Below are 21,550 nucleotides of genomic sequence, written 5' to 3' on the forward strand. Positions count from 1 at the left end.
TTTTGCCGGGCGCGCGGTGCCGCGCTCCCGGCATCATCCGCTCGATCTGGCGCTGGAGGCCGGAATGTTGTTCATCAAAAGCGTGCGGCCCAGCAACCTGATCATTCTCGCGGCGCTGCCCTTCATCGTCTATCTGTTCGCATCGTCTCCGGACTATCAGCGCTCGCTGCAGGCGATCCTCGGCGTGGAGCCGGGATCCTCGGCCTTCGTGCCCGGATTTCTGTTGCTTTCCATCGCGTTCGCATCCGGTCTCGCCGTCCTCGTTCTATCGAAGATGAAGGTGGCGCGGCCGCGCCTGACGATCGCTGCGGCGCTTCTTGGCCTGGTCGCGACGGCAGCCATCCTTGCCGGCGATATGGTTCATCCCTTCATCGCCTCCGTGGTGGCCAATAGCGTCGATCCATTCAAGTCCGACCTCGTGGTCAAGGGTGTCACGCCGCGCCAATTGACATCGGAGGCGGATGTCATGGTGCGTCATGTCGAAGCCTGGATCTGGCCGGCCTATGCGCTCCTGCTGGTTGCCGGCCTCGGATTGCTCGCTGCCGGCAATCGTGCCGTGGTGCCGGCCGAAAGTGCCGTGCGCCGCGCAGGCGTCTGGCTCCTTGCCGTCGTCAATGGCGCAGGCCTCGCCTTTGTGTTCCTGATTGCCTATGTCGCTTTCGCTTCCGGTCTTGCGACGACAATCCGGGCTGCCATCGCCGCCTATCTTCTCGCCGCGGCTCTCGGCCTTGTCTGGGTCGGTTTGCAGAAGCTGCGTTATACGCGTTCGAGCCTGATGGTCTTCATCGTCATGACGGTCGGCCTTGCCGCGCTTTCGGCGTGGTTCCTGCTGCAGCCGCGCGACGGCTATGTTCTTGCCGGCACGCTCGGCGGCAAGATCGGCATCGTCACCAACACTCCGTCAGGTCTCATCGGCGCGGTGCGCTTCGGTCAATACGAGGGTGCTCCCAAGACGGAGACGCCGGTCAGGACCTTTGTGACCCCGCAGCAGGCCATCGACGCGATCGGCAAGAAGCAGGATGTCAGCGGTGCGCTGCTGCCGGCTGCATCGGTTCCTTCCGACTGGCCCGTCATCTGGCGCACGCAGGCGCTGAACGATCGTGATCGTGCGGCGGGCATCACCTTTGCGGTCGTTGCCATCGTGATCGGCCTGTTGACCCTCGGCGGCTTTCTCCATCGCCGCCATCCCCTGTCGATCGGTTCCGAGTTCATCGTCGATACGATCCGCGGTATTCCGATGCTCGTCATCGTCCTCTATGTCGGCCTGCCGCTGAGCGGCGCCCTGAAGGATGCGACGCAGGGTGTGTTCGATCCCCCGAACCTGATGCGCGGCATCGTCGCGATGGCGCTTGCCTATTCGGCCTACCTTGCGGAAATCTTCCGCTCCGGCATCAATGCCATCCCGGCCGGCCAGATCGAGGCGGCGGCAAGCATCGGGCTCAATCGCTGGCAGACTGCGCGGCTGGTCATCCTGCCGCAGGCATTCCGCATCATCATCCCGCCGCTTGGCAACGAACTCATCGCCATACTGAAGGACACCTCGCTGCTGTCGATCCTGTCGATCCGCGACATCACGCAGCGCATGCGCGAGTTCCAGTCGGCGAGCTTCCTGCCGTTTGCGCCGTATAACTCCGCAGCGGTTCTCTACATCCTGCTGACGCTTGCCGCCGCAAGCTTCGTTAGCCTCGTCGAGAAGAAGTATGACGTCAAGCATCGCTGATCGTTCCGCAGGGTCGTACACGACCGCCGGCACGGTCCTTGTGACCGGCGCGTCGCGCGGCCTCGGCCATGCGCTCGCCTCGCTCTATGCCCAAGCGGGCTGGCGCGTGATGGCATGCATGCGCCAGATGCCGCCGGAGCCGAAGGCTTCCATGCTGCCCTATTTTCTCGATGTGGGAGATGCCGCGTCGATCAAGGCGCTCGGCAAAGCTCTCGAAGGCGAGGCGATCGATATCGTTATCAACAATGCCGCCATTCGTGGCGACACAGGCGGTCTGGACTCGCTCGCTGCCGATGATTTCTTGGAGGTCATGCGCATCAATGCGCTGGCGCCGTTGCTGATCGCGCGGGCGCTCCGGCCCAATCTCCTCGCGGGCCGACGCAAGCTCGTGGTCAATATCGGCAGCCGCGCCGGTTCGCTCGCGGAAGGCACCGTCGATGACGATGACGGCGATTATGCCTATCGGTGCTCGAAGGCGGCGTTGAACATGGCGACGGTGAAGCTCGCGCAGGATTTTCAGCGTGACGGCATCGCCGTCATCTCGCTCCATCCGGGCTGGGTCCGTACGGACATGGGCGGGCCGGATGCCGTCGTCGATATCGCGCAAAGTGCGCAAGGGTTGAAGGCCCTGATCGACAAGACGACGATGGCCGTCACCGGCAGTTTCCGGGCCTACGACGGCAAGACTGTATCTTGGTAAGGGAAAGGGCGGGGCAATGACCGACGCGAACAGGCAGGGTGCCAGCGAGAGCGAAGCAATCGACGCGCTTCTCCGCGATAGCTACGGCATCTCGGGCAGGATTATCGCGCTGCCCGGCGAGCATGACCTCAATTATTGCATCGAGGCTGAGGACGGAACGCGTTTCCTGCTCAAGCTGCACGCTCCGGGCGATGCGGACGACCTTGCCATGCAGATCGCCGTGCTCGATCACCTCGCTCATGCCGCCCCGGAGCTTCCGATTTCGCGCGCTCTTCCGGACAAAAACGGTTCTACGGCAATTGCCGCCGAGTTGCGCGGTCGGCGTACGGCACGCCTGTTGACCTGGCTGAACGGCAGCGTCTGGTCGAAGTCGCCGGCACGCGGCAGGCAAAGTGTCGTCACGCTTGGCCGGCTGCTGGGCGAGATGGATCGCAGTCTCGAAAGCTTCAGCCATCCGGGCGCCACGCGCTCCTATGCCTGGGATATCGGCCGTGCCGACATGCATCTGGAAAACCTCGCCTTCATTACCGATGCGGACAAGCGGGCGGTCGTCAGAGCGGTTCTCGAACGCTTCGTCGATGAGGTGCTGCCGCGGCTGAGACAATGCCCGCGTCAGGTCATTCACAACGACGCCAACGATTATAACGTTCTGCTGGATGAAGCCGGCACGGTCAGCGGCCTGCTCGATTTCGGCGACGTGGTCGAGACATGGCGCGTCGTCGAGATCGCCGTCGCCGGTGCCTATGCGCTGATCGGCGCGGATGATCCGGTGGATGCGATCGCATGTCTTGCCGGCGCCTATCACGCGGTCAATCCTGTCAGCGACACCGAAGCGGAGCTCATCTTCGATCTGACCTGCACGCGCTACGCGGTCAGCATGTGCATGGCGGCAAAGCAGATCCGCGACAATCCGGAAAACACCTATCTGCTGGTCAGCCAGGAGGATGTCTGGCGCGAATTGCAACGCTTGCAGCGCGAGAACCGCTCTTTGGCGGTTGCCCGCATCCGCGATGCCTGCGGCTTCGAGCCGGTCCCGCATGGCGTTCGCATCGAGCGCTGGCTGGAAAGGAATGCTCATGACTTTGCGAGAGTTCTCAAGCCGTCGCTTGCCAAGCCGAAGGTGCTTGCGCTCGATCTGACGGCGGCCGGACCGGATGCCGGGGCGTGGACGACGCTCGATGCCGACGGGGCCGAACGGCTGATCGAAGAGCGCGTGGCCCAGGCCGGAGCCGATTTCGCCATCGGCCTCTATGCAGAGGATCGCATCATCTACAAGGGCGATGCCTACGAGACGCCGACCGCCGGGCAGCGCCGGACGATCCATCTCGGCATCGATGTTTTTGCCCCGGCGCATGAATCCGTTCATGCACCCTTTGCCGGTGCGGTCGCCTTCATTCACGACGATGCGGTCGAGTTCGGTTTCGGCCCCACGGTCATGCTGGAACATCGCACGGAGGAGGGAGACATCTTCTGGACGCTCTACGGCCATCTTTCGCGCCAGAGCGTTGCCAGGCTGGCGGTAGGGCAGGCTGTCGCGGGAGGCGAGGCTTTCTGCAGCCTTGGCGAGGCCTCTGAAAACGGCAACTGGTCGCCACATCTGCACTTCCAGATCGTCACCGACCATCTCGGCCTCGGCGCACGGATGCACGGTGTCGGGGTGGGCGATAAATGGCAGGTCTGGCGGGCCATCAGTCCCGACCCGAGCGTGGTGTTCGGCTTTTCCACGCCCGCTTCGGTCATCGTTGCGCGCGACAAGGATTTTCTGGTGCGCGAGCGTCACCGGCGGATCGGCCGTTCGCTCAGTATCGCCTATTCCGCAACGCCGCTGAAGATCGTCGGCGGCGAAGGGGCCTATCTCATCGACGAGGAAGGCACCCGCTGGCTCGATATGGTCAACAACGTCTGCCATGTCGGCCATTGCCATCCCCGGGTGGTGAAGGTAGCGCAGGCGCAGATCGCCAAACTCAATACCAACTCGCGCTATCTGCACGACTCGCTCGTCGAATACTCCCGTCGCCTGGCAAACCTCTTGCCCGATCCGCTTAACGTCTGCTTCTTCGTCAATTCGGGCAGCGAGGCGAACGACCTCGCGATCCGGCTGGCGCGTGCCTATACCGGCAACCGTGACATCATCACCGTCGACCACGCCTATCATGGACATCTGTCGAGCCTGATCGACGTCAGTCCCTACAAGTTCGCCGGCAAGGGCGGGGAAGGGCGGCCGCGGCATGTGCGCGTTGCGGAGATGCCTGATCTTTATCGCGGCAGGTTCCGCTACGGCGATGCGGAGGCCGGCCGCAAATATGCCGAGGACGTGCGCGATCAGGTTGCGGCTTTGGCGGTGGAAGGCCGGCGTCCGGCGTTGTTCTTCAGCGAGGGTATCCTCGGGACCGGCGGCCAGCTGACGCTCCCGGCCGATTATCTCAAGGAAGCCTATGCCCATGTCCGGGCGGCGGGCGGTCTTTGCCTGGCCGACGAAGTGCAGGTCGGGTTCGGCCGCGTCGGCAGCCACATGTGGGCTCACGAATTGCAGGGTGTGGTGCCCGATATCGTCACGATGGGCAAGCCGATCGGCAACGGCCATCCGATGGCTGCCGTCGTGACGACGGAAGCGATCGCGGCGGCCTTTGCCAATGGCATGGAGTATTTCAACACTTTCGGCGGCAATCCGGTTTCCGCCGAGATCGGCCTTGCCGTTCTCGACGTCATCCGCGACGAGCGGCTGATGCATCATTGCCGCGTCATCGGCGACCGGTTGATGGATGGCGTGCGCGCGCTTGCTGCGCGCCATGAGATCATCGGCGACGTGCGTGGTCACGGTCTCTTCAACGGCGTCGAGCTCGTGCGCGATCGCGAGACGCTGGAGCCTGCCGCAGCGGAGCTGGATTTCGTGATCGCCGAGATGAAGCGCAGGCATCACATCCTGCTCAGCAGCGAGGGGCCGCATCATAACGTGCTGAAGGTGAAGCCGCCGGCCCCGTTCAGCGCCGAGGATTGCGACCGGTTCCTCGACGGGCTCGACGACACCCTGTCTCGTTTGCCTCCTCGCTAACCCTCCGATCCAGAGCAGCGATCACGCCGCGACGATTTCGGCGGCGGTATAAACGTTTAAATTTCGACTGCGACAAGGGTGATGCCCGACGTTCGGCGACTTGAATGAAAAAGGACAAGACAGTGCACAAGCCGCTCGCCAGACAGAACAATTTCGATCCCAGCCGGCAGGATGCTGGCATGCTGGAGCTTGGCGTCTGCTATTATCCGGAGCAATGGCCACGGACGAAATGGGAGGAAGATGCCGCGCGCATGGTGGAGCTGGGGCTTGCCTGGGTGCGCATCGGCGAATTCGCCTGGTCGCATATCGAGCCGAAATCCGGTGTCTTTCAATGGGACTGGTTCGATGACGCGATCGACGTACTCGGCAAGGCGGGGTTGAAGGTCATCATCGGCACGCCGACGGCGGCGCCTCCGAAGTGGCTGGTGGATCGTTATCCGGATATTCTCCCTGTCGACGCGCGCGGTGCCGTTCGCAAGTTCGGCGCGCGCCGCCACTATTGCTTTTCGAGCCAGCGCTATCGCCTGGAGGCCGCGCGCATCACCGAGGCGGTGGCGCAGCGCTATGGCGGGCATCCCTTCGTGCATGCCTGGCAGACCGATAACGAGTATGGCGATCACGACACGATTCACAGCTACTCGCGAGCCGCTCTCCACGCTTTCCGCGAATGGCTGGCCGCGCGATACGACACGATCGAGGAGCTGAACCGCGCCTGGGGCACCACATTCTGGAGCATGCATTACAACGGCTTCGACGAGGTGGATCTGCCCAACAATCTCGTGGAGGAGCCGAGCCCGACCCATCTTGTCGACTATTTCCGCTTCTCGTCGGATCAGGTGAAGAGCTTCAACAAGGCGCAGGTCGACATCATCCGCCGCCACTCACCGGGTCGGCCGGTCACGCATAATTTCATGTCGCAGAACACCGATTTCGATCACTACAAGGTCGGCGAAGACATCGATATCGCCTCGTGGGACGTTTATCCCATGGGCGGGCTCATGAACGGGCGGCTGAGCGCCGAGGAGAAGCGGCGCTATCTACGCGTCGGCGATCCCGATCAAACGGCCTTCAATCACGATCTCTACCGGGCAGTCGGCCGCGGCCGCGCCTGGGTCATGGAGCAGCAGCCGGGGCCGGTGAACTGGGCCTCGCACAACCAGTCTCCGGCCGATGGCATGGTGCGCTTGTGGACGTGGCTCGCCTATGCCCACGGCATCGACATGGTGTCCTATTTCCGCTGGCGGCAGGCGCCGTTCGCGCAGGAGCAATTCCACGCCGGTCTTCTCCTGCCGAACAGCGACGAGGATCAGGGCTACCGGGAAGTCGCGCAGGTCATTGCCGAGATGAAGCTGTTGCCGAAGGGCGAGGCGCGCGGCAGGGCTGACGTTGCGTTGCTGCTCGATTACGAATCGCGCTTTGCCACCCGCGCGTTGCCGCAGGGCCGCGACTATGCCGCCTCCGCCATCGCGCTCGACTGGTATTCCGCCGTCTCGCGTCTCGGCGTGGATATCGATGTCATCGGCCAGCATTCCGATCTGGAAGGATACAAGCTGATACTGGCGCCGGATCTCGTCATCCCGGAACCGGATTTCATTGCGCGCCTCAAGGCTTCCGGCGCCAAGGCGCTGTTCGGGCCTCGCAGCGGCAGCAAGACCCGCGATATGCACATTCCCGCCGATCTGCCGCCGGGCGTGCTTGGCGACCTCCTGGATTTCCGCGTCACGCGCGTCGAGTCCTTGCCGCCGTTCCAGTCCGAGACTGTTCTCTATGGCAATTCGAGCCACGAGACCTCCACATGGCGGGAAACGGTCCGGACCACGGAAACGGTGCTGGCGACGTTCCAGGGAGACTATCGGCCGGGTTCGCCCGCCGTCATCGGCAACGATGTCGCGCGCTATTGTGCCACGCTGCCGCGCGACGAATTCCTGCTGAAGCTGATGGGCGACACGTTTGCCTGGGCTGGCGTGAACGGCCTGCCTGATCTCGGCGATCTTCGCCTTGCGCGGCGCGGAAGGCTGCACTTCGCATTCAACTATGGAAGCGCGGTGGCGGCCGTACCCGCGGCGCGGGATGCCAAATTTCTCATCGGCAACCGTGAGCTTGCGCCTGTCGGCGTGGCCGTCTGGCTCGATGGGGACAAGGGCGCTACGGCCGAGTGACGCGCCTCGACGGCAGGCTCGTCCTGCCGTTCGCGGTGCGACGGTATTCTTATGGTAATATCGACAAAACGTCCGATGTCGTCCTGTAGGGCGCCGATGTCGTTTTCCTGTGCGCGCCATGGCGCCGGGCATGATCTTCTGACCGTGTTCAAGGTGCCATTGGCAAATCGTGCCGAGGGATAATTGGGAAACCGGTCGCAGGCCGGTGCTGCCCCCGCAACGGTAGCGGACCGAATGCTGTCGACCGATGCCACTGGCAAAATTGCCGGGAAGGTGGTCGGGAGCGTCCGAACGGACAGGTCCGAAGCCCGGAAACCAGCCTTGACGGCAGGCTTGATTGATCACGGCGGGTGATCGGGAGGCGAATGCGGGCATCTTGAAGCGGTCCGGTTCCAATCTCGCAGCTTTCGTAACAGTCATGCATGCGCCGGCCCGGCCGCCGCCGAAGTTGCGGGCGCGGGACTGATTTCGCTGCTGTTCAGCCCGTTGAGGAGCGGGCCGATCCGAAGATGCCCGGGATTCCGGGCGACGATGATCAAGCGTACTATCAAGGAGGAGATGGCATGACAGGGAACAGAGGCGTCGTCTATATGCGACCCGGCAAGGTCGAGGTTCGCGATATCGACGATCCGAAACTGGAGGCGCCGGATGGCCGCCGCATCGAGCATGGCGTAATCCTGAAAGTGATTTCCACGAATATCTGCGGCTCCGACCAGCATATGGTGCGCGGCCGCACGACCGCCATGCCGGGTCTCGTGCTCGGGCATGAGATAACCGGACAGGTCATCGAAAAGGGCATCGACGTCGAGATGCTCGATGTCGGCGATATCGTCTCGGTTCCGTTCAACGTCGCCTGCGGTCGCTGCCGCTGCTGCAAATCGCAGGACACGGGCGTCTGCCTTACGGTGAATCCGTCGCGGGCCGGCGGCGCCTATGGCTATGTCGACATGGGCGGATGGATCGGCGGTCAGGCGCGCTACGTCACGGTGCCCTACGCGGATTTCAACCTGCTGAAGTTTCCCGACCGCGACAAGGCCATGGCCAAGATCCGCGATCTCACCATGCTGTCGGATATTCTGCCGACCGGCTTTCACGGTGCGGTCCGCGCGGGAGTCGGCGTGGGGTCCACCGTCTATGTCGCAGGTGCCGGCCCGGTCGGCCTGGCGGCTGCCGCCTCCGCCCGCATCCTGGGCGCTGCCGTCGTCATGATCGGCGACTTCAACAAGGACCGCCTCGCGCATGCAGCCAAAGTCGGTTTCGAACCTATCGATCTTTCCAAGAGCGATCGTCTCGGCGACATGATTGCGCAGGTTGTCGGCACCAACGAGGTGGACAGCGCAATCGATGCCGTGGGTTTCGAGGCGCGCGGTCATTCCGGCGGCGAGCAGCCGGCAATCGTGCTTAATCAGATGATGGAGATCACCCGCGCAGCAGGGTCGATCGGCATACCCGGATTGTACGTGACGGAAGATCCGGGCGCAGCGGATGCCGCGGCCCAGCATGGCAGCCTGTCTCTGCGCTTCGGTCTCGGCTGGGCGAAGGCGCAATCCTTCCATACCGGGCAGACACCGGTTTTGAAGTACAACCGGCAACTGATGCAGGCTATCCTGCATGACAGGCTACCGATCGCTGACATCGTCAACGCCAGGATCATTTCACTCGAAGATGCGGCGCAAGGCTATGAAAGCTTCGATCAAGGTGCGGCAACGAAGTTCGTTCTCGACCCGCATGGCGATCTGTTGAAGGCAGCATAGGGAGAAACGAACCTCACGCGATCGCAGATCGACGTTGAGGTGAGCATAGACCGGGAGCGGAATTACATATCTTCGCTCCCGGTATCGTTTGGGCAAACAGCGATGAGTTTGCCGGACAACAAAGAGGCGGCAAATGCAGATGCCGAAGTCAGATCAGTAGCACCGATCATGCAGATTCCGGCAGTGCCGTCGCTGATCGCAAGCAGATATCCGTGGAGGCAGTTGTCCGTCGACATTCGAGATCCTGATCGGAAATAAGGTTTCTCGGTTCAGCAGACGGCGCTGCCCTTCCTCATGATTTGAACCACAAATTTACATTCCCATGGCATCCCGGAGCGGCTACGGTACGGCCGGGAAGACGAATTATTACAGATAATAACGGATGGTGTTGCCATTATACATCTATCCTTTACATTTATACGGGCATCCCTATGGAGGAGCTCCGTCATCGCTTCCTGAGCAACGGCGGCCTGGCAAGGAACGCTAACCTGAAGAGAAAAGACAAATGGCAAACTTTCTTGATAAGTGGTCTTCGAAGAAGGCCGATAAGCCGAAGGCTGGTGCACGGAATGTCGTCGATACCTTTCGTGCAAGAGTAGCCGAACAGAAAGCATATCTGGAAGAGTATGAGCGCGATGCAGCCGGCTTCAAGAAGTGGCGCTCCACCTGGTTCCAGCGCGTCCCCGGCGGCTTTGGCGTCACCGTCGGTCGTGACTCCGTCAATGCCGGTCATGGGTTGAGCTATGTCGTCGTCGAAGCTGTCAAGGATGTGGCAGAGTTTCTCGACGATCTCGCCTATCATGCTGAGAATGATGTCGGCTTTCAGCAGGCTCTCGAGCAGAACCGCCGGCGTCGTGTCGCGCTTCTGAATGCGGCGAAGACCGGAGACGATACAGTTAGCTCGAAGAGCAAGGCGAAAGCCAAGCCTGCAGCAGCGAAGCCGGCAGCAGCCAAGTCCACCGCGGCCAAGTCTGCAGGCGGCAAGGCTGCGCCGAAGGCCACCCGGGCAAAGGCTGCTCCCGCAGCAACTCCGGCGCCGGCAGCCGCAGAAGCGGCAAAGCCGAAGCGCACCCGCAAGCCGAAGGCTGCAGACGCAGCTGAGTAAATACGATGAAGCCCGCTTCGGCGGGCTTCATTTCCTCATTGCTGAATGGTTGCAAGGGTCGCTTCACCAAACCTGTTTTTGGCAGTGCCCAGGTCGCGGCGAAGCAAACCGGATACGGTGAGACGCGAATTCGGCGTCAGCTACGCTGAAGCGAACGGATCGGAGCGGCATTTGCCGCTCCTTTCGGTCGATCTCACTTTTTCTCGCTATACGCCTTGATGGCGGAGGCAACTTCGCTCCGGGCTTTTTCCGCACTCTCGAAACCGCCGACCTCGACGATCTTGCGGGCATCGGGAAGCTGCTTGTAGACGCGGAAGAACGCCTGCAGACGGTCCTGCTCGACCTTGGGAAGATCGGAGATTTCCCTGATGCTGTCGTAGGTCGGGTCGATCTTCGTCGTCGGTACTGCGACGATCTTGTCGTCGACTTCGCCGCCATCGATCATCTTCAGCACGCCGATTGCCCGCACGCGAACGATAGCGCCCGGAACGATCGGTTCGCGCGTATAGACGATGGCGTCGAGCGGATCGCCGTCACCGCCGAGCGAACTGGTGATGGAACCATAGTTCGCCGGATAGGCGACCGGCATCGACTGGAACCGGTCGACGACGATATGACCGGTCTTGGCGTCGATCTCATATTTGGTGAAGCTGCCGGCCGGGATCTCGATAGCGGTGTAGAATTCCCGGCTTTCGTCCTTCGGCTGAGGATAGTCGATATAGGATACATAGTCGGCAGCCGAGGCAACGGTGCCGGACAGGATCGTCAGTGCAACGATGGAAATAAGCTTTTTCATACACGCCCCCGCGTCAAGGTTGAACAATATCGCCCTAATCAAGGGGTGTTACGGGCTTGTGACATATATCGATGAATGCACAGGGAATGGCCGGGCTTTCCCGCAGAGGGAGATCATCATCGGGAGCGATGAAGGCCGGCATTCACATCATGGGAGCCGGTCATTCAAAAGCCATAAAACTGACGAGGCTCGGTAGGGTAAGACGGATCGGCATGATCCATGCAGCCGCTGCCCGACTATTTTCGATGCGCTATCTCGTGCGTTGCAACGCACTCCTGTCGGCAGCGAGTTCAATCACAAGGACCTGATGAGAAGGTTCGCCGCGACCAAAGCATATCTGCGAGGTTCAATGCGATGTATTCCATTCAAGACCGTATTCCGGTTTCCATCGTTATTGCAAACTACAACTACGCACACTTCCTGAAGCGCAGCATCGACAGCGCACTGGAGCAAAGCTACGGCGACGCCGAAGTCATCGTTGTCGACGATGCATCGACGGATGCAACCGCCGACGTCGTTGCCTCCTATGGGTCGCGCATAAAGACATGCCTGCGAGAGGTGAATGGCGGGCATGCCGCCGCGTTCAACACAGGCTTTGCCGCCAGTCGCGGCAAGATCGTGCTGTTTCTCGATGCGGATGATTATCTCTATCCGAATGCTGTTTCGGAGGTTGTCGACGCGTGGGAAGAGAACACGGCACAGGTTCAGTTCCGGCTGCACATCGTCGATGAAGACATGCATGTAAGGGACGTCTTTCCGCCGGAGGAATTGCCGTTCGATTCCGGCGATGTCACCCCCCAATTGCTGCGAAAGGGTCGCTACCAGACGACGGTGACGAGCGGTCTGGCGTTCAGGCGCTCGGTACTGGACAAGGTCATGCCCGTTCCCGAGCAGGAGTTTCGGCAGGGCGCCGATGGATATCTTGCCACGGTGGCGCCCCTCTATGGCGAGGTGACGTCCATCGATGATTGCCTTGGTGCCTACCGCATTCATGGCGCCAATCATTCCGTCTTCGCCAAGAAACTCGGTCAGCGCGCGCGCTGGCGCATACAGCATGATTTCCGGCGGCTGGAGGCTTTGTCGGATCAGGCAACCGAGATCGGGCTGGACGTGCCCGGCGATGCCGGTCTGCACGATCCCGTGCATTTGGAGGAGCGCCTGGCGTCGCTTTGCATCGACAGGGAACGGCATCCGGTCTCCAGCGATTCCAGGCTCTCCCTTGCCGCCGCCGGAGCGGTCGCCAGCCTGGAGATGAATGCATCCGCAAGACGTCGCGCGATGCTGGCGGCCTGGTTTCTTTCCGTCGGCGTTCTTCCTCGCCGAATGGCGAAGGCGGTCTTATCCTGGAAGCTCGTTGCCTCGTCGAGGCCCCGGCTTCTGCTGCGCCTGTCGAAAACCATCCGCCATGCGATGGGTTAGCGCGTCGCAGGGAATTTATCCAAGGATTGCCGGATCCAGGAAACATGCGCAGCGGTTTTCCGTTCGGAATTGCGCAGCAATAAAAGGATAGAGCGTTTTCGCGATTCGAAGAAAGCCGAAGCGCTCTATTCGGATGTGCCGGATTTGTGCGGCGCGCGCAGCAATGCGTCAATCACGGCTCGATGATGGATGTTCCGCGCGAAACGGCTATCGGCGGCGAATTGCATCAACCCCGCGAAGGCATCCCTGGCCGAAGGTTTCCTGCCCTCGCCGCGAAGATAGGCGGTCAGGCGCCGGTAGCGGGCATTCGCCTTGATTTCGAGCGGATTGCCGGGCCCCATCTTCTTCAATGGCCACCATGACCAGCCGATGCCGTTTCTTTCCTGCAGCGCCACAGCGCGGGCATACCAATCGTTGTTGTTCTCGCCGGATTCGCCGTTCCATAGCGGCATGTCATATTGCTCGCGCAGCTTTAGAAAGGGCTCGATCGATTCCTGTGTCGTCGGCGTCCAGTATTTGTGAAAGCTGAGCGTCGTGTTGCGGTCCTCGATCGGCAGCACGCCGGCATAATTGTTGCCCCAGCAATTGCCTTCGATAATCAGCATGTGTTTGGTGTCGATGGCGCGCACGGCGCGGATGGTGCGCTGATAGATATCGCGCAGCGGCCGGTTTCCGGTTTCACGGCATCCGCCCTTGTCCTTCTCGTCCTGAAAGCCCCAATTCGGCTCGTTGAGCAGATCATAACCGGCGATGGTGGTCTCATTCCTGTAACGACGTGCGATCTCGCTCCAGAGCGCGATCATCGTGGCCTGGTCCTTTTTGCTATCCCAGAGCGAAGGCTCGTTCGGATCGCGGTCGGAGATGGCGATATCGTGCCCCTGGCCGCCGGGCGCTGCATGCAGATCGAGGATCAGCAGCATGTGATTGGCTTTCAGCCAGCCGATCAATGCATCGATCCGCCGGAAGCCTTCCTCGTTCCAGACGATATCCCCTGAACCATTCCTGTCGCGTCTGTCCTTGATGAACAGCTTCCAGTGCATCGGCAGGCGCACGCTGTTGAAGCCCCATCCGGCCATCGCGTCGATATCGGCCTTCGTTACGGCATTGTCCCGCCAGGACCGATAGAACCGGTCGGCCCTCTTCTTGCCGACGATCTCGGAAATGCGGTGGCGAATGACGTGCTGTGCCTTCAGGTTGGAAAGGCCCATCATGTAACCTTCCTGCACCATCCAGCCTCCGAGGCCAAGGCCGCGCAGGATCAGCGGATTACCGCTGCCATCGACGATCTGCTGGTGATCGGCGCGGACAAATCCCTCCGCATGCGCCGGCAGCCCGAATGAGGTCAGGCAGGCGACGGACAGGCTGGCGAGCAACAGCGGAAAGTGCCTCATGCATTTCCAGTCGCCCGAAACTTTGTCGCCATGTGGGCATGATGCTGCGTAGGCGCCTGAAATCGCGCGCTGCAATTTTTGCCGGCATGATCCTTTCGCCTTTACGCGTCGCGAACCTCAGGGAGTTCGCGTGGAGCGCGGACGAATGCGGCGACGCAGAGATCGATCGCCAAGGCGAGGACCATGGCGCCGGCGCCGATGAAGAAGAGCATGTAGTAGTTTCCGCCGGTTCGGGCAAAGACGAAGGACAATCCATAGGCGGCGGCTGCCTGGAACAGCGCAAAGAATACGGTCGCCAGGCTCCAGGCTGTTTTCTGTTGCGCCGGATGGTGCGGCAGCAGTTCCGCGATCCTGCCGAGCATCAGGGGAACCGTACCGGTCACGAATGCGCCGACGATCAGGCTCGAGACGATGAGCCAGGCTTGCCCGAGGCCGAAAGCGGGAATGGCGACGGCGGCAGCCTCGAGGAGAAATGCAAAGCGCAGCGCGGCGGCAAAGCCGGTGCGGTCCGCAAGATGACCGGCAAGGATCGGGCCGATCGTTGCGCCAAGGCCGAACAATACCCAGTATTCCGCACCGACCCGCAGGCCGCTTCCCAATCCGTGCGCGACGAAATCCACGAGGAAGATCATGTGAGGCACCCAGCCGGCGGCGTTCAGCGCGTATTCGACATAGAGTGCGCGCAGCGTCCAGCGTTTCGGCGCGTGCGCGGCATGCCGCGCCGGTGCCGAACGGCTTGCATTGTCATGTGGCCACCCGGTCCAGGCCATGGCCGTCAGCAGCAGCGACAGGATGCCGAGGCCAAGCCAGGTTTGGCGTAGCCCTTGTTGAAGCAGCAGGGGAACCAGCGTGCCCGACAGTGCAACGCCGGCGCCGATGCCCATGAAGATTACGCCGCTGGCAAGGCCCCGGCGGAGCGGCGGAACCAGCGGCAGGACGGTCGGCGCTGCCAATACCATCAAGGCGCCGCCGGCAAGGCCGGCCGCGAAACGCCACGCGAAGAACCATGGAAAGCCGATCGGGAAAGCGCAGGCGAAGAATGCCGCGGTTGCGGCCAGCATCATGATGCGAAGGGCGAGGACGGTGGAGATGCGCGCAGCGACCGGTCGCCCGAGCAAGGCGCCGGCCAGATAGCCGGAAAGGTTGGCCGCGCCGAGATAGGCGGCAGCGGAGGCTTCGAACCAATGCGCATCGACGATAGCCGGCAGAAGCGGGGTATAGGCGAACCGGGCAAGCCCGATCCCGATCAGGCAGGCGCAGAACGCCGAGAGGATCGCGCGCCATGCCGTCTGGCTGCCATGATGGTTCCGGTCGATTTCACGGGGCGCTGCGTCGGTCATCGCAATTCTCTCAAAGGGCGGTGCTTGAGAGAATAGGCCGCAAGCTATATCATAAAAAATGAATTATTATGAGAGTAGCTATCTCTAAAGGAGATATGTCGACTATGGACGCATCCGATCTCAGGGTTTTCGAGGCCGTCTCGCGGCATGGGAGCATGAGCCGGGCAGCGCAGGAGCTGCATACGGTTCAATCGAATGTGACGGCACGTATCCGGGCACTCGAAGAGGAACTGGGCGTCAGCCTGTTTCAGCGGCATGCGAGGGGCGTGTCGATCACGCCGGCCGGGCAGCGCATCCTGCCGTTCGTCGGCCGCATTGCCAAACTCCTGGCCGATGCGCGCATAGCCGCGCAGGACGAGGGGTCTCCGGCCGGGACGCTTGCGATCGGCAGCCTGGAGACGACAACGGCGCTGCGGCTGTCGCCGCTGTTGGGACGATTTGCCAAGACTTACCCTCAGGTGCGCCTCGTCGTCACGACAGGCACGACCCGCAGGCTGATCGACGATGTCGTCGCATGCCGGGTCGAGGGCGCATTCGTGGCGGGTCCCGTCAGCCATCCCGATCTCGACCATGAGGTGATCTTTCGGGAGGAGCTCGTTCTCGTTACGTCGCCCGCTGTCGGTGCAATGGAAGATCTGGCCGGTATCGCCGATTTGAAGAGCATTGTCTTCCAGATCGGATGTTCCTATCGGCAGCGGCTGGAGTCGCTTCTCGCCGACATGGGCATCGTTACGTCGAAGCCGCTGGAATTCGGTTCCCTCGATGCGATCGTCAGCTGCGTATCGGCCGGCGTCGGTATCACCCTTCTGCCGCAAGGTGTGGTTGCCGCCGCCCATGGGGAGGGCAGGGTGGCGATCCACCGGCTCCCGCCCGAGCGTTCCCTTGTCGAAACGCTCTTCGTACGCCGTTCGGATGCCTACACGTCCAGCGCCATGGCTGCACTTCTCGATATGGCGCGGCCGAAGCCGGTTGCGCTTAACTCGACGCCATGATCTCCTGCCAGGCGCGGTATGCCGAAAGCACGGTTTCCATCTGGGCCGTATGACCGGCGACAAACGCCTCGCCGTAGATGGTTTCGTCCGGATATTCGGTAATCAATGTCATCGGCACCGTATGGCGATCGTCGATATCGGCGAGGCAGGGAAAGCCGTTGATGATGCGGAAGCCCGTTTCGCCGGCATGGATTTCATAGAGCGCGATCTGGCGGTCGTTGTAGCCCAGAAGCCCCGGAATGGTGCCGAGGTGCTTCGTGACCTTGTCCAGAAGCTGTTCCGCCTGCGTTGCCCAGCCGGCGTGATAGCGGGCGATCAGGAAGAAGCCCTTCGGCAGCGTCCACATGGCGAAATTGCGGGGAACATAGCCGGAAAGCGGGCGTGTCCATTCATGGGCCGGGTAGCCGTGCAGATTGACGTGCAGCTGCGCGCCGCTCAGCGCTTCGGCCTCGAAGCGGATCTTCTTCTCGTAGAGATAGGGGCCGGCATTGTCCTGCGTGCGATATTCGAGGTCGTCGCCGAGCGCGGTGTAGCGCGCGGCATGATACATATGGCGCGGGCTGTCCTTGCGCAGGCGCTGGTGCAGCGCGTAGCCATCGGGGTTTTCCAGCGGCGAGATGGTGAAATGGGCGCCTGCGACCCTGGCGAGCTGTCGCGCCGCCCGAAGTGCGCCGGCGCCCCGGTGGTCTCATTGGCGTGCTGGCCGCCGCTGATCATCACGGCCGCATCGCTGCCCTTGATATAGCGTGCCTTCACCGTGCGTCCGGAGCGGGTGCCGGCCTCGAACGCTTCGCCGCCGATCCTGCCGAGCTCGGCCTCGATCTGCTGCGCGGCCAGAGGTTCCGTTGCCGTCTCGATCTGCTGCTCTGCGCCATCCCAGTAGCGCGAGGAAAGCGGCTGGGTTTCCACTTTGGCGGTAATGCCGCCGGAGGATTGCAGGATCTGCGGAACGATCTGTCCCGGTTTCAATCCGCGGTCGCCAAGCGGCCGGCCGGATTTCTTCTGGAAGAATTCGAGCAACGAAAAGTAGAAGTCCTCGTGCAGCGCCTCCCGCAGGCTCATGACTTCGTCGCCGAGCGGCAATGTCTCATCCGATGCCGGCAGGGCGATGCGGATATTGAGCTCCTCGAAATAGGGCTCGGTCGCCCCCCAGTCGTAGCGGGTGATCGCGGCGATGGTCGCCTCGAAAAGCTCTTCATAGTCCGTAAGGAGCCGTTCGCCCGCGGCATTGCCATCCCGGACGAGCCAGCCGGTCGGAGAGACGCTCGTCTCGCCGGCTGCATCGATATGCACGCGATTGGGCACCGGCACCTTCCACCGGCGCTCGCCGCCGGCGCTGGTCTTCAACAGAACGTCATAGTGAAATTCACTGTCGGCTCTTGCAACGAAGGCGATCTCGCGCTTCCCCACCATTGCCGCAAGCGGATAGGCTTCCAGCCGGAACCGGTTTTCCGGCGCGTCGGGATGCACCGGATAGCGGATTTCGATCGCATTCACGTCCTGCAGATCGATTTCCTCGAGGAAGGCGTTGACCAGTGGCTTGTAGGCGCTGCGAATACGCGCCTGAACACCCATTTCCTTCAGCCTGCGCTCCGCATCCTGACGGCTTTGCCGGTCATCGAAGGTCCACGCCTCGAAATTCTGGCCGGCTTTTGCGTTGGCGACGAGCTGCGAGAGCGTGCGCTCGAAGCTTCTTTCGAAAATCAGGGTCATGATGTCCTACCTTGTCGTTCTGCCGGTTGGATCGAGGCTGTCGCGCAGCCAGTCGCCCAGGAGATTGAGGCCGAGCACGGTCAGCAGGATTGCGACGCCCGGGAAAAGGCTCACCCACCAGGCAGTTTGCAGATAGGTGCGTCCGTCGGCAAGCATGCCGCCCCAGCTCGGAATGGTCGGATCGACGCCCAGCCCGAGGAAGGTGAGGCTGCTTTCCAGCAGGATGTTGTTGGCGATGTTCAGCGTCATCAGCACGATCACCGGTCCGATGAGGTTCGGCAGCAAATGCTGGAAGATGATGCGCCGGTCCTTGACGCCGATCGCGCGCGCCGAGAGGATGAATTCCCGCTCGCGCAGGCTGAGCACGGAGCCACGCACGAGACGGGCATATTGCACCCATTGCGACACGATCAGCAGGATGATGGTGTTGGTGAGGCTGCCGCCGACGATGGCGATGAAGGTGATCGCCAGAAGAATGAAGGGCATGGCGAGCTGGATATCGGCGAAGCGCATCAAAAGCACGTCCCAGATGCCGCGATAGTAGCCCGCCGCAAGGCCCACCAGCACGCCAAGCACCACGCCGCCGATGACGGAGGTGAGGCCGACGGTCAGCGATATCCTGCCGCCCGCGACGACGCGGGCGAGCACGTCGCGGCCCAGAGGATCGGTGCCGAAGGGATGGGCGAGGCTGGCGAAGGGCCTCGCGAGCCTCGCCATCAGGTCTATTTTTTCCGCGCCGCCGGGAAAAAGGACGTCGGACAGAAGAACCGCAAGGCAGATGACGACCGTGATCGATGCCCCCGCTATGAATTCGAAGCTGCAGAAACGCGAACGGCTTGATGTGGTGGCGGCCATGGGCGTTACTCCGTGCGGATGCGGGGGTCGACGAGCCCGTAGGCGATGTCGACGAGAAGATTGACGCCGACGATGAACAGCGCCAGCACGGTGATCACGCCCTGCAGGACCGGGTAGTCGCGGGCGCCGACGGCATCGAATGCCAGCGTGCCGAGACCCGGCCAGTTGAAGACGCGCTCGATGACGACGATGCCGCCCAGCAGCCCGCCGAACTGAATGCCGAAATAGGTGATGAGCGGAATGGCGCAATTGCGCAGCGCATGCTTGTACAGCACCTTGCTCTCGCTGAGGCCCTTGGCGCGCGCAACCATGATGTATTGCGACCGCAGCGTTTCCAGCATGGCGGTGCGGACCAGACGCACATTCGTCGCCGTCAGGATCACGCCCATCGTCACGGCCGGCATGACATAGCTCGAAATTCCGACCATGCCGCTCGGTGGCAGCCAGCCGAGTGTGATGGAGAACAGCAGGACCAGCATGAGCGCCAGCCAGAAATTGGGGAAGGAAAGACCGAGCAGCGAGAGAACGCGAATGATCTGGTCGGCGGTCCTGCCGCGTGCCGTCGCGGCCTTGATCCCCAGCGGGATCGAAAGCGCGATCGACACCACCATGGAGATGAAGGCAAGCAGCAACGTCGCGGGCAGTGCGTTGGCGATCAGCTGGGAGACCGGCGTGCCGCCGGTAAAGCTGCGGCCGAAATCGAGCGTCAGCAGCCCCTTCAGGAAGGTGAAATACTGCACGATGAAGGGTTGGTCCGTGCCGAGAGCGGCGCGAATGCGCGCGAGATCGTCTTCCGTCATGCTGCCGCCGCCCTGGAACATCATCAGGGCGGGGTCGCCCGTGAGGCGGATGGCGAATGAGACGAGAAGGGTGATGGCGATCACGACGAAAATCGCCTGCAGCAATCGCTTGATGAGAAAACCGGCCACGTTCTTACCCCGAGAGCTTTCGGAAGACGCCGCTGGCGGTGCCGGCGGCGTCCTGTTTGACGATTATTCGACGGTGACTTCGTTCAGCTTGATGCGGGTATCGGGAGCAGGCACGAAGCCCTTGACCCGCTTGCTGACGCCGTAGATCGCGTTGCTGTTGTAGAGCGGCAGTTCCAGCGCCTTGTCGGCGACGTACTTGCCGATTTCCTTCAGCACCTTTTCACGCTCGGCGCGATCGGTGAGCGGGCGCTGGGATTCCAGCAGCTTGTCCAGCGTCGCATCCTTTTCGTAAGGATTCCATTTCTCGCCGGAATGGTACATCGAATAGGCGGTGTTGTCGTAGTCGAACGTCCAGCCGCCCCACTTCTGCTGGAACATCGCGCCGGTCTTGCCCTGCGGGATGATGTCGTTCAGGAGAACGTTGGTTTCATAGGGCTTGATGGTGGCGGTGAGGCCAACCATCTGCAGATAGCTCGCAATCACCTGCGCCACTTCGTTCATGGTCGTGTCATTGCCGCGGATATCGATCTGAACCGCGGCGCCGGGCTTCACGCCGGCTTCGGCCAGCAGCTTCTTGGCGCCTGCCGGATCGTAGGGCAGCGGCTTCAGATCCGGATCGTAGCCGAAGGAGAGAGAATTCTGGAAGCTGACGATCTCGCTTCCCTGGCCCGCCAGGATCGACTTGACGATCGTGTCGCGGTCGACGGCCATGATGATGGCCTTGCGCACGCGCGGATCGGCGGTGATGCCGTCGCGGGTGTTGAAACGCAGCGCATCGACGGTCGGGCCGGGAACGCTGGCGATTTCCAGCTTGGAGTCGCCCTGGATGACCGGGAGCATACCGATCGGAATGGTCGGCGGAATGACCAGGTCGACGCGTCCTGCCTGAAGCTCGGCAACGGCCGTCGCCGGCTCGCTGATGAAGCGGTATTCGAGCTCGGAAATCTTCGGCGCGCCGCCCCAGTAGTCAGGATTGGCTTCGAGCTTGATATTCACTTTCGGCGAATAGGATACGAACTTGAATGCGCCGGTGCCGACCGGATTGAGGTTGAAATAATCCTCGCCCTTTTCCTTGATGTATTTCGGCGGAACAATCATCGCGCCGTAGCCGGCAAGCTTGGTCAGCAGCACCGGATCGGGCGCCTTCAGCTTCATGTCGACCGTGTAGTCGTCGATGACGTCGACGCTTTCGATCGCGGTGTAGTTCGACCGCTGCGGGCCCTTGGCGCCCTGTTCGCCGAGCAGGCGGTCGAAGGTGAATTTCACCGCCTCTGCATTGAAGGGCTCGCCGTCATGAAATTTGACGTTGTGGCGGAGCTTGAAGCGGATGCGCTTGCCCTGGTCGAGCTCTTCCCAGGATTCGGCAAGGCCCGGCACCAGCTTGAGATCGGGGCCGCGATAGGTCAGCCCGTCGAAGATATTGGTCGAAACGGCCGCCCATGCCACAAGGAAAGTATCGATCGGGTCCCAGCTGCCGGGATCCTGCGGCGACGAAACCGTCAGCTTGCCCGCCGCGAAAGCGGGCTCGGCGTTGATGGCGACGCTCGACAGGACAAGTGCTGTCAGAGCGGTCTTCAGTCCCCATTTCGTTTTTATCATGAATCTGTTTCCTCTTCAGATCGGTG

The 21,550-nt window shown here is 61.9% G+C and carries 15 protein-coding genes, 1 pseudogene and 1 riboswitch; of the genes and pseudogenes, 8 read left to right on the forward strand and 8 right to left on the reverse strand.

Annotated features, from left to right (window positions below):
- The first annotated feature begins 64 nt into the window (after window positions 1-64).
- From ACJJVH_RS21645 to fdhA, 5 genes are all read left to right on the forward strand, one after another.
- A complete protein-coding gene (locus tag ACJJVH_RS21645; RefSeq protein WP_412066097.1) occupies window positions 65-1,720 on the forward strand; it encodes an amino acid ABC transporter permease in 1,656 nt (551 codons plus the stop codon).
- Window positions 1,701-2,420, forward strand: a complete 720-nt coding sequence (locus ACJJVH_RS21650; protein ID WP_412066098.1) for an SDR family oxidoreductase — start codon at window positions 1,701-1,703, stop codon at window positions 2,418-2,420. Before ACJJVH_RS21645 ends, ACJJVH_RS21650 begins: the two co-directional genes overlap by 20 nt.
- Window positions 2,421-2,436: 16 nt before the next feature.
- The gene (locus ACJJVH_RS21655; protein WP_412066099.1) at window positions 2,437-5,472 is read left to right on the forward strand and encodes an aminotransferase class III-fold pyridoxal phosphate-dependent enzyme; all 3,036 of its coding nucleotides are present in this window, start codon (window positions 2,437-2,439) and stop codon (window positions 5,470-5,472) included.
- A 104-nt stretch (window positions 5,473-5,576) separates the two neighbouring features.
- A complete protein-coding gene (locus ACJJVH_RS21660) occupies window positions 5,577-7,631 on the forward strand; it encodes a beta-galactosidase (protein ID WP_412066100.1) in 2,055 nt (684 codons plus the stop codon).
- Window positions 7,632-7,765: 134 nt separating this feature from the next.
- Window positions 7,766-7,970: riboswitch (cobalamin riboswitch) on the forward strand.
- Between the two features lie 224 nt (window positions 7,971-8,194).
- On the forward strand, window positions 8,195-9,385 hold the full coding sequence (gene fdhA, locus ACJJVH_RS21665) for a formaldehyde dehydrogenase, glutathione-independent (RefSeq protein ID WP_113356997.1): 1,191 nt from the start codon (window positions 8,195-8,197) through the stop codon (window positions 9,383-9,385).
- A 62-nt stretch (window positions 9,386-9,447) separates the two neighbouring features.
- On the opposite strand, the gene ACJJVH_RS21670 is transcribed toward fdhA, so the two are convergent.
- Window positions 9,448-9,621 (reverse strand): hypothetical protein, encoded by a 174-nt coding sequence (locus ACJJVH_RS21670; protein ID WP_412066101.1) that lies wholly within the window; start codon window positions 9,619-9,621, stop codon window positions 9,448-9,450.
- Between the two features lie 269 nt (window positions 9,622-9,890).
- Here ACJJVH_RS21670 and ACJJVH_RS21675 point away from each other — a divergent pair, with 269 nt between their 5' ends.
- Window positions 9,891-10,490: a hypothetical protein gene (locus tag ACJJVH_RS21675; protein ID WP_112799493.1), complete on the forward strand. Its 600-nt coding sequence runs from the start codon at window positions 9,891-9,893 to the stop codon at window positions 10,488-10,490.
- Window positions 10,491-10,683: 193 nt separating this feature from the next.
- Here ACJJVH_RS21675 and ACJJVH_RS21680 read toward each other — a convergent pair whose 3' ends face one another.
- Window positions 10,684-11,286, reverse strand: coding sequence for an inorganic diphosphatase (locus tag ACJJVH_RS21680; RefSeq protein WP_113370084.1), 603 nt, complete (start codon window positions 11,284-11,286; stop codon window positions 10,684-10,686).
- Between the two features lie 354 nt (window positions 11,287-11,640).
- On the opposite strand from ACJJVH_RS21680, the gene ACJJVH_RS21685 reads away from it, so the two are divergent.
- Window positions 11,641-12,705 (forward strand): glycosyltransferase, encoded by a 1,065-nt coding sequence (locus ACJJVH_RS21685; protein ID WP_113384367.1) that lies wholly within the window; start codon window positions 11,641-11,643, stop codon window positions 12,703-12,705.
- Between the two features lie 125 nt (window positions 12,706-12,830).
- Here the strand turns inward: ACJJVH_RS21685 and ACJJVH_RS21690 are convergent, their stop codons facing one another.
- Both ACJJVH_RS21690 and ACJJVH_RS21695 read right to left on the reverse strand, forming a co-directional pair.
- Window positions 12,831-14,096, reverse strand: coding sequence for a glycoside hydrolase family 5 protein (locus ACJJVH_RS21690; protein WP_412066102.1), 1,266 nt, complete (start codon window positions 14,094-14,096; stop codon window positions 12,831-12,833).
- Between the two features lie 101 nt (window positions 14,097-14,197).
- Window positions 14,198-15,436: a YbfB/YjiJ family MFS transporter gene (locus tag ACJJVH_RS21695; protein WP_412066103.1), complete on the reverse strand. Its 1,239-nt coding sequence runs from the start codon at window positions 15,434-15,436 to the stop codon at window positions 14,198-14,200.
- Window positions 15,437-15,540: 104 nt separating this feature from the next.
- Between ACJJVH_RS21695 and ACJJVH_RS21700 the strand changes: the two genes are divergently transcribed.
- Entirely contained in the window at window positions 15,541-16,428 is an 888-nt protein-coding gene (locus ACJJVH_RS21700) for a LysR family transcriptional regulator (RefSeq protein WP_113356992.1), read from the forward strand.
- On the opposite strand, the pseudogene ACJJVH_RS21705 reads toward ACJJVH_RS21700, so the two are convergent.
- From ACJJVH_RS21705 to ACJJVH_RS21720, 4 genes and pseudogenes are all read right to left on the reverse strand, one after another.
- Window positions 16,412-18,141 (reverse strand): annotated as a pseudogene (locus ACJJVH_RS21705) (M14 family metallopeptidase). The gene ACJJVH_RS21700 and the pseudogene ACJJVH_RS21705 overlap by 17 nt on opposite strands.
- A gap of 6 nt (window positions 18,142-18,147) precedes the next feature.
- Window positions 18,148-18,996 (reverse strand): ABC transporter permease, encoded by an 849-nt coding sequence (locus tag ACJJVH_RS21710; RefSeq protein ID WP_113356990.1) that lies wholly within the window; start codon window positions 18,994-18,996, stop codon window positions 18,148-18,150.
- Between the two features lie 5 nt (window positions 18,997-19,001).
- Complete coding sequence (locus tag ACJJVH_RS21715; RefSeq protein WP_412066104.1) at window positions 19,002-19,925, reverse strand: ABC transporter permease; 924 nt, start codon at window positions 19,923-19,925, stop codon at window positions 19,002-19,004.
- Between the two features lie 63 nt (window positions 19,926-19,988).
- A complete protein-coding gene (locus ACJJVH_RS21720; protein WP_412066105.1) occupies window positions 19,989-21,524 on the reverse strand; it encodes an ABC transporter substrate-binding protein in 1,536 nt (511 codons plus the stop codon).
- Between the last annotated feature and the right edge of the window lie 26 nt (window positions 21,525-21,550).

This window comes from Rhizobium sp. SYY.PMSO (assembly GCF_046840415.1).
Classification (GTDB): domain Bacteria; phylum Pseudomonadota; class Alphaproteobacteria; order Rhizobiales; family Rhizobiaceae; genus Rhizobium.

Excerpts from the sequence above, each read along its gene's own strand:
- ACJJVH_RS21700 (WP_113356992.1), top strand. The coding sequence starts at position 15,541 with ATGGACGCATCCGATCTCAGGGTTTTCGAGGCCGTCTCGCGGCATGGG.
- ACJJVH_RS21695 (WP_412066103.1), bottom strand. The coding sequence starts at position 15,436 with ATGACCGACGCAGCGCCCCGTGAAATCGACCGGAACCATCATGGCAGC.
- ACJJVH_RS21720 (WP_412066105.1), bottom strand. The coding sequence starts at position 21,524 with ATGATAAAAACGAAATGGGGACTGAAGACCGCTCTGACAGCACTTGTC.
- ACJJVH_RS21675 (WP_112799493.1), top strand. The coding sequence starts at position 9,891 with ATGGCAAACTTTCTTGATAAGTGGTCTTCGAAGAAGGCCGATAAGCCG.
- ACJJVH_RS21710 (WP_113356990.1), bottom strand. The coding sequence starts at position 18,996 with ATGGCCGCCACCACATCAAGCCGTTCGCGTTTCTGCAGCTTCGAATTC.
- ACJJVH_RS21650 (WP_412066098.1), top strand. The coding sequence starts at position 1,701 with ATGACGTCAAGCATCGCTGATCGTTCCGCAGGGTCGTACACGACCGCC.
- fdhA (WP_113356997.1), top strand. The coding sequence starts at position 8,195 with ATGACAGGGAACAGAGGCGTCGTCTATATGCGACCCGGCAAGGTCGAG.
- ACJJVH_RS21645 (WP_412066097.1), top strand. The coding sequence starts at position 65 with ATGTTGTTCATCAAAAGCGTGCGGCCCAGCAACCTGATCATTCTCGCG.
- ACJJVH_RS21655 (WP_412066099.1), top strand. The coding sequence starts at position 2,437 with ATGACCGACGCGAACAGGCAGGGTGCCAGCGAGAGCGAAGCAATCGAC.
- ACJJVH_RS21680 (WP_113370084.1), bottom strand. The coding sequence starts at position 11,286 with ATGAAAAAGCTTATTTCCATCGTTGCACTGACGATCCTGTCCGGCACC.
- ACJJVH_RS21660 (WP_412066100.1), top strand. The coding sequence starts at position 5,577 with ATGAAAAAGGACAAGACAGTGCACAAGCCGCTCGCCAGACAGAACAAT.
- ACJJVH_RS21670 (WP_412066101.1), bottom strand. The coding sequence starts at position 9,621 with ATGTCGACGGACAACTGCCTCCACGGATATCTGCTTGCGATCAGCGAC.
- ACJJVH_RS21690 (WP_412066102.1), bottom strand. The coding sequence starts at position 14,096 with ATGAGGCACTTTCCGCTGTTGCTCGCCAGCCTGTCCGTCGCCTGCCTG.
- ACJJVH_RS21685 (WP_113384367.1), top strand. The coding sequence starts at position 11,641 with ATGTATTCCATTCAAGACCGTATTCCGGTTTCCATCGTTATTGCAAAC.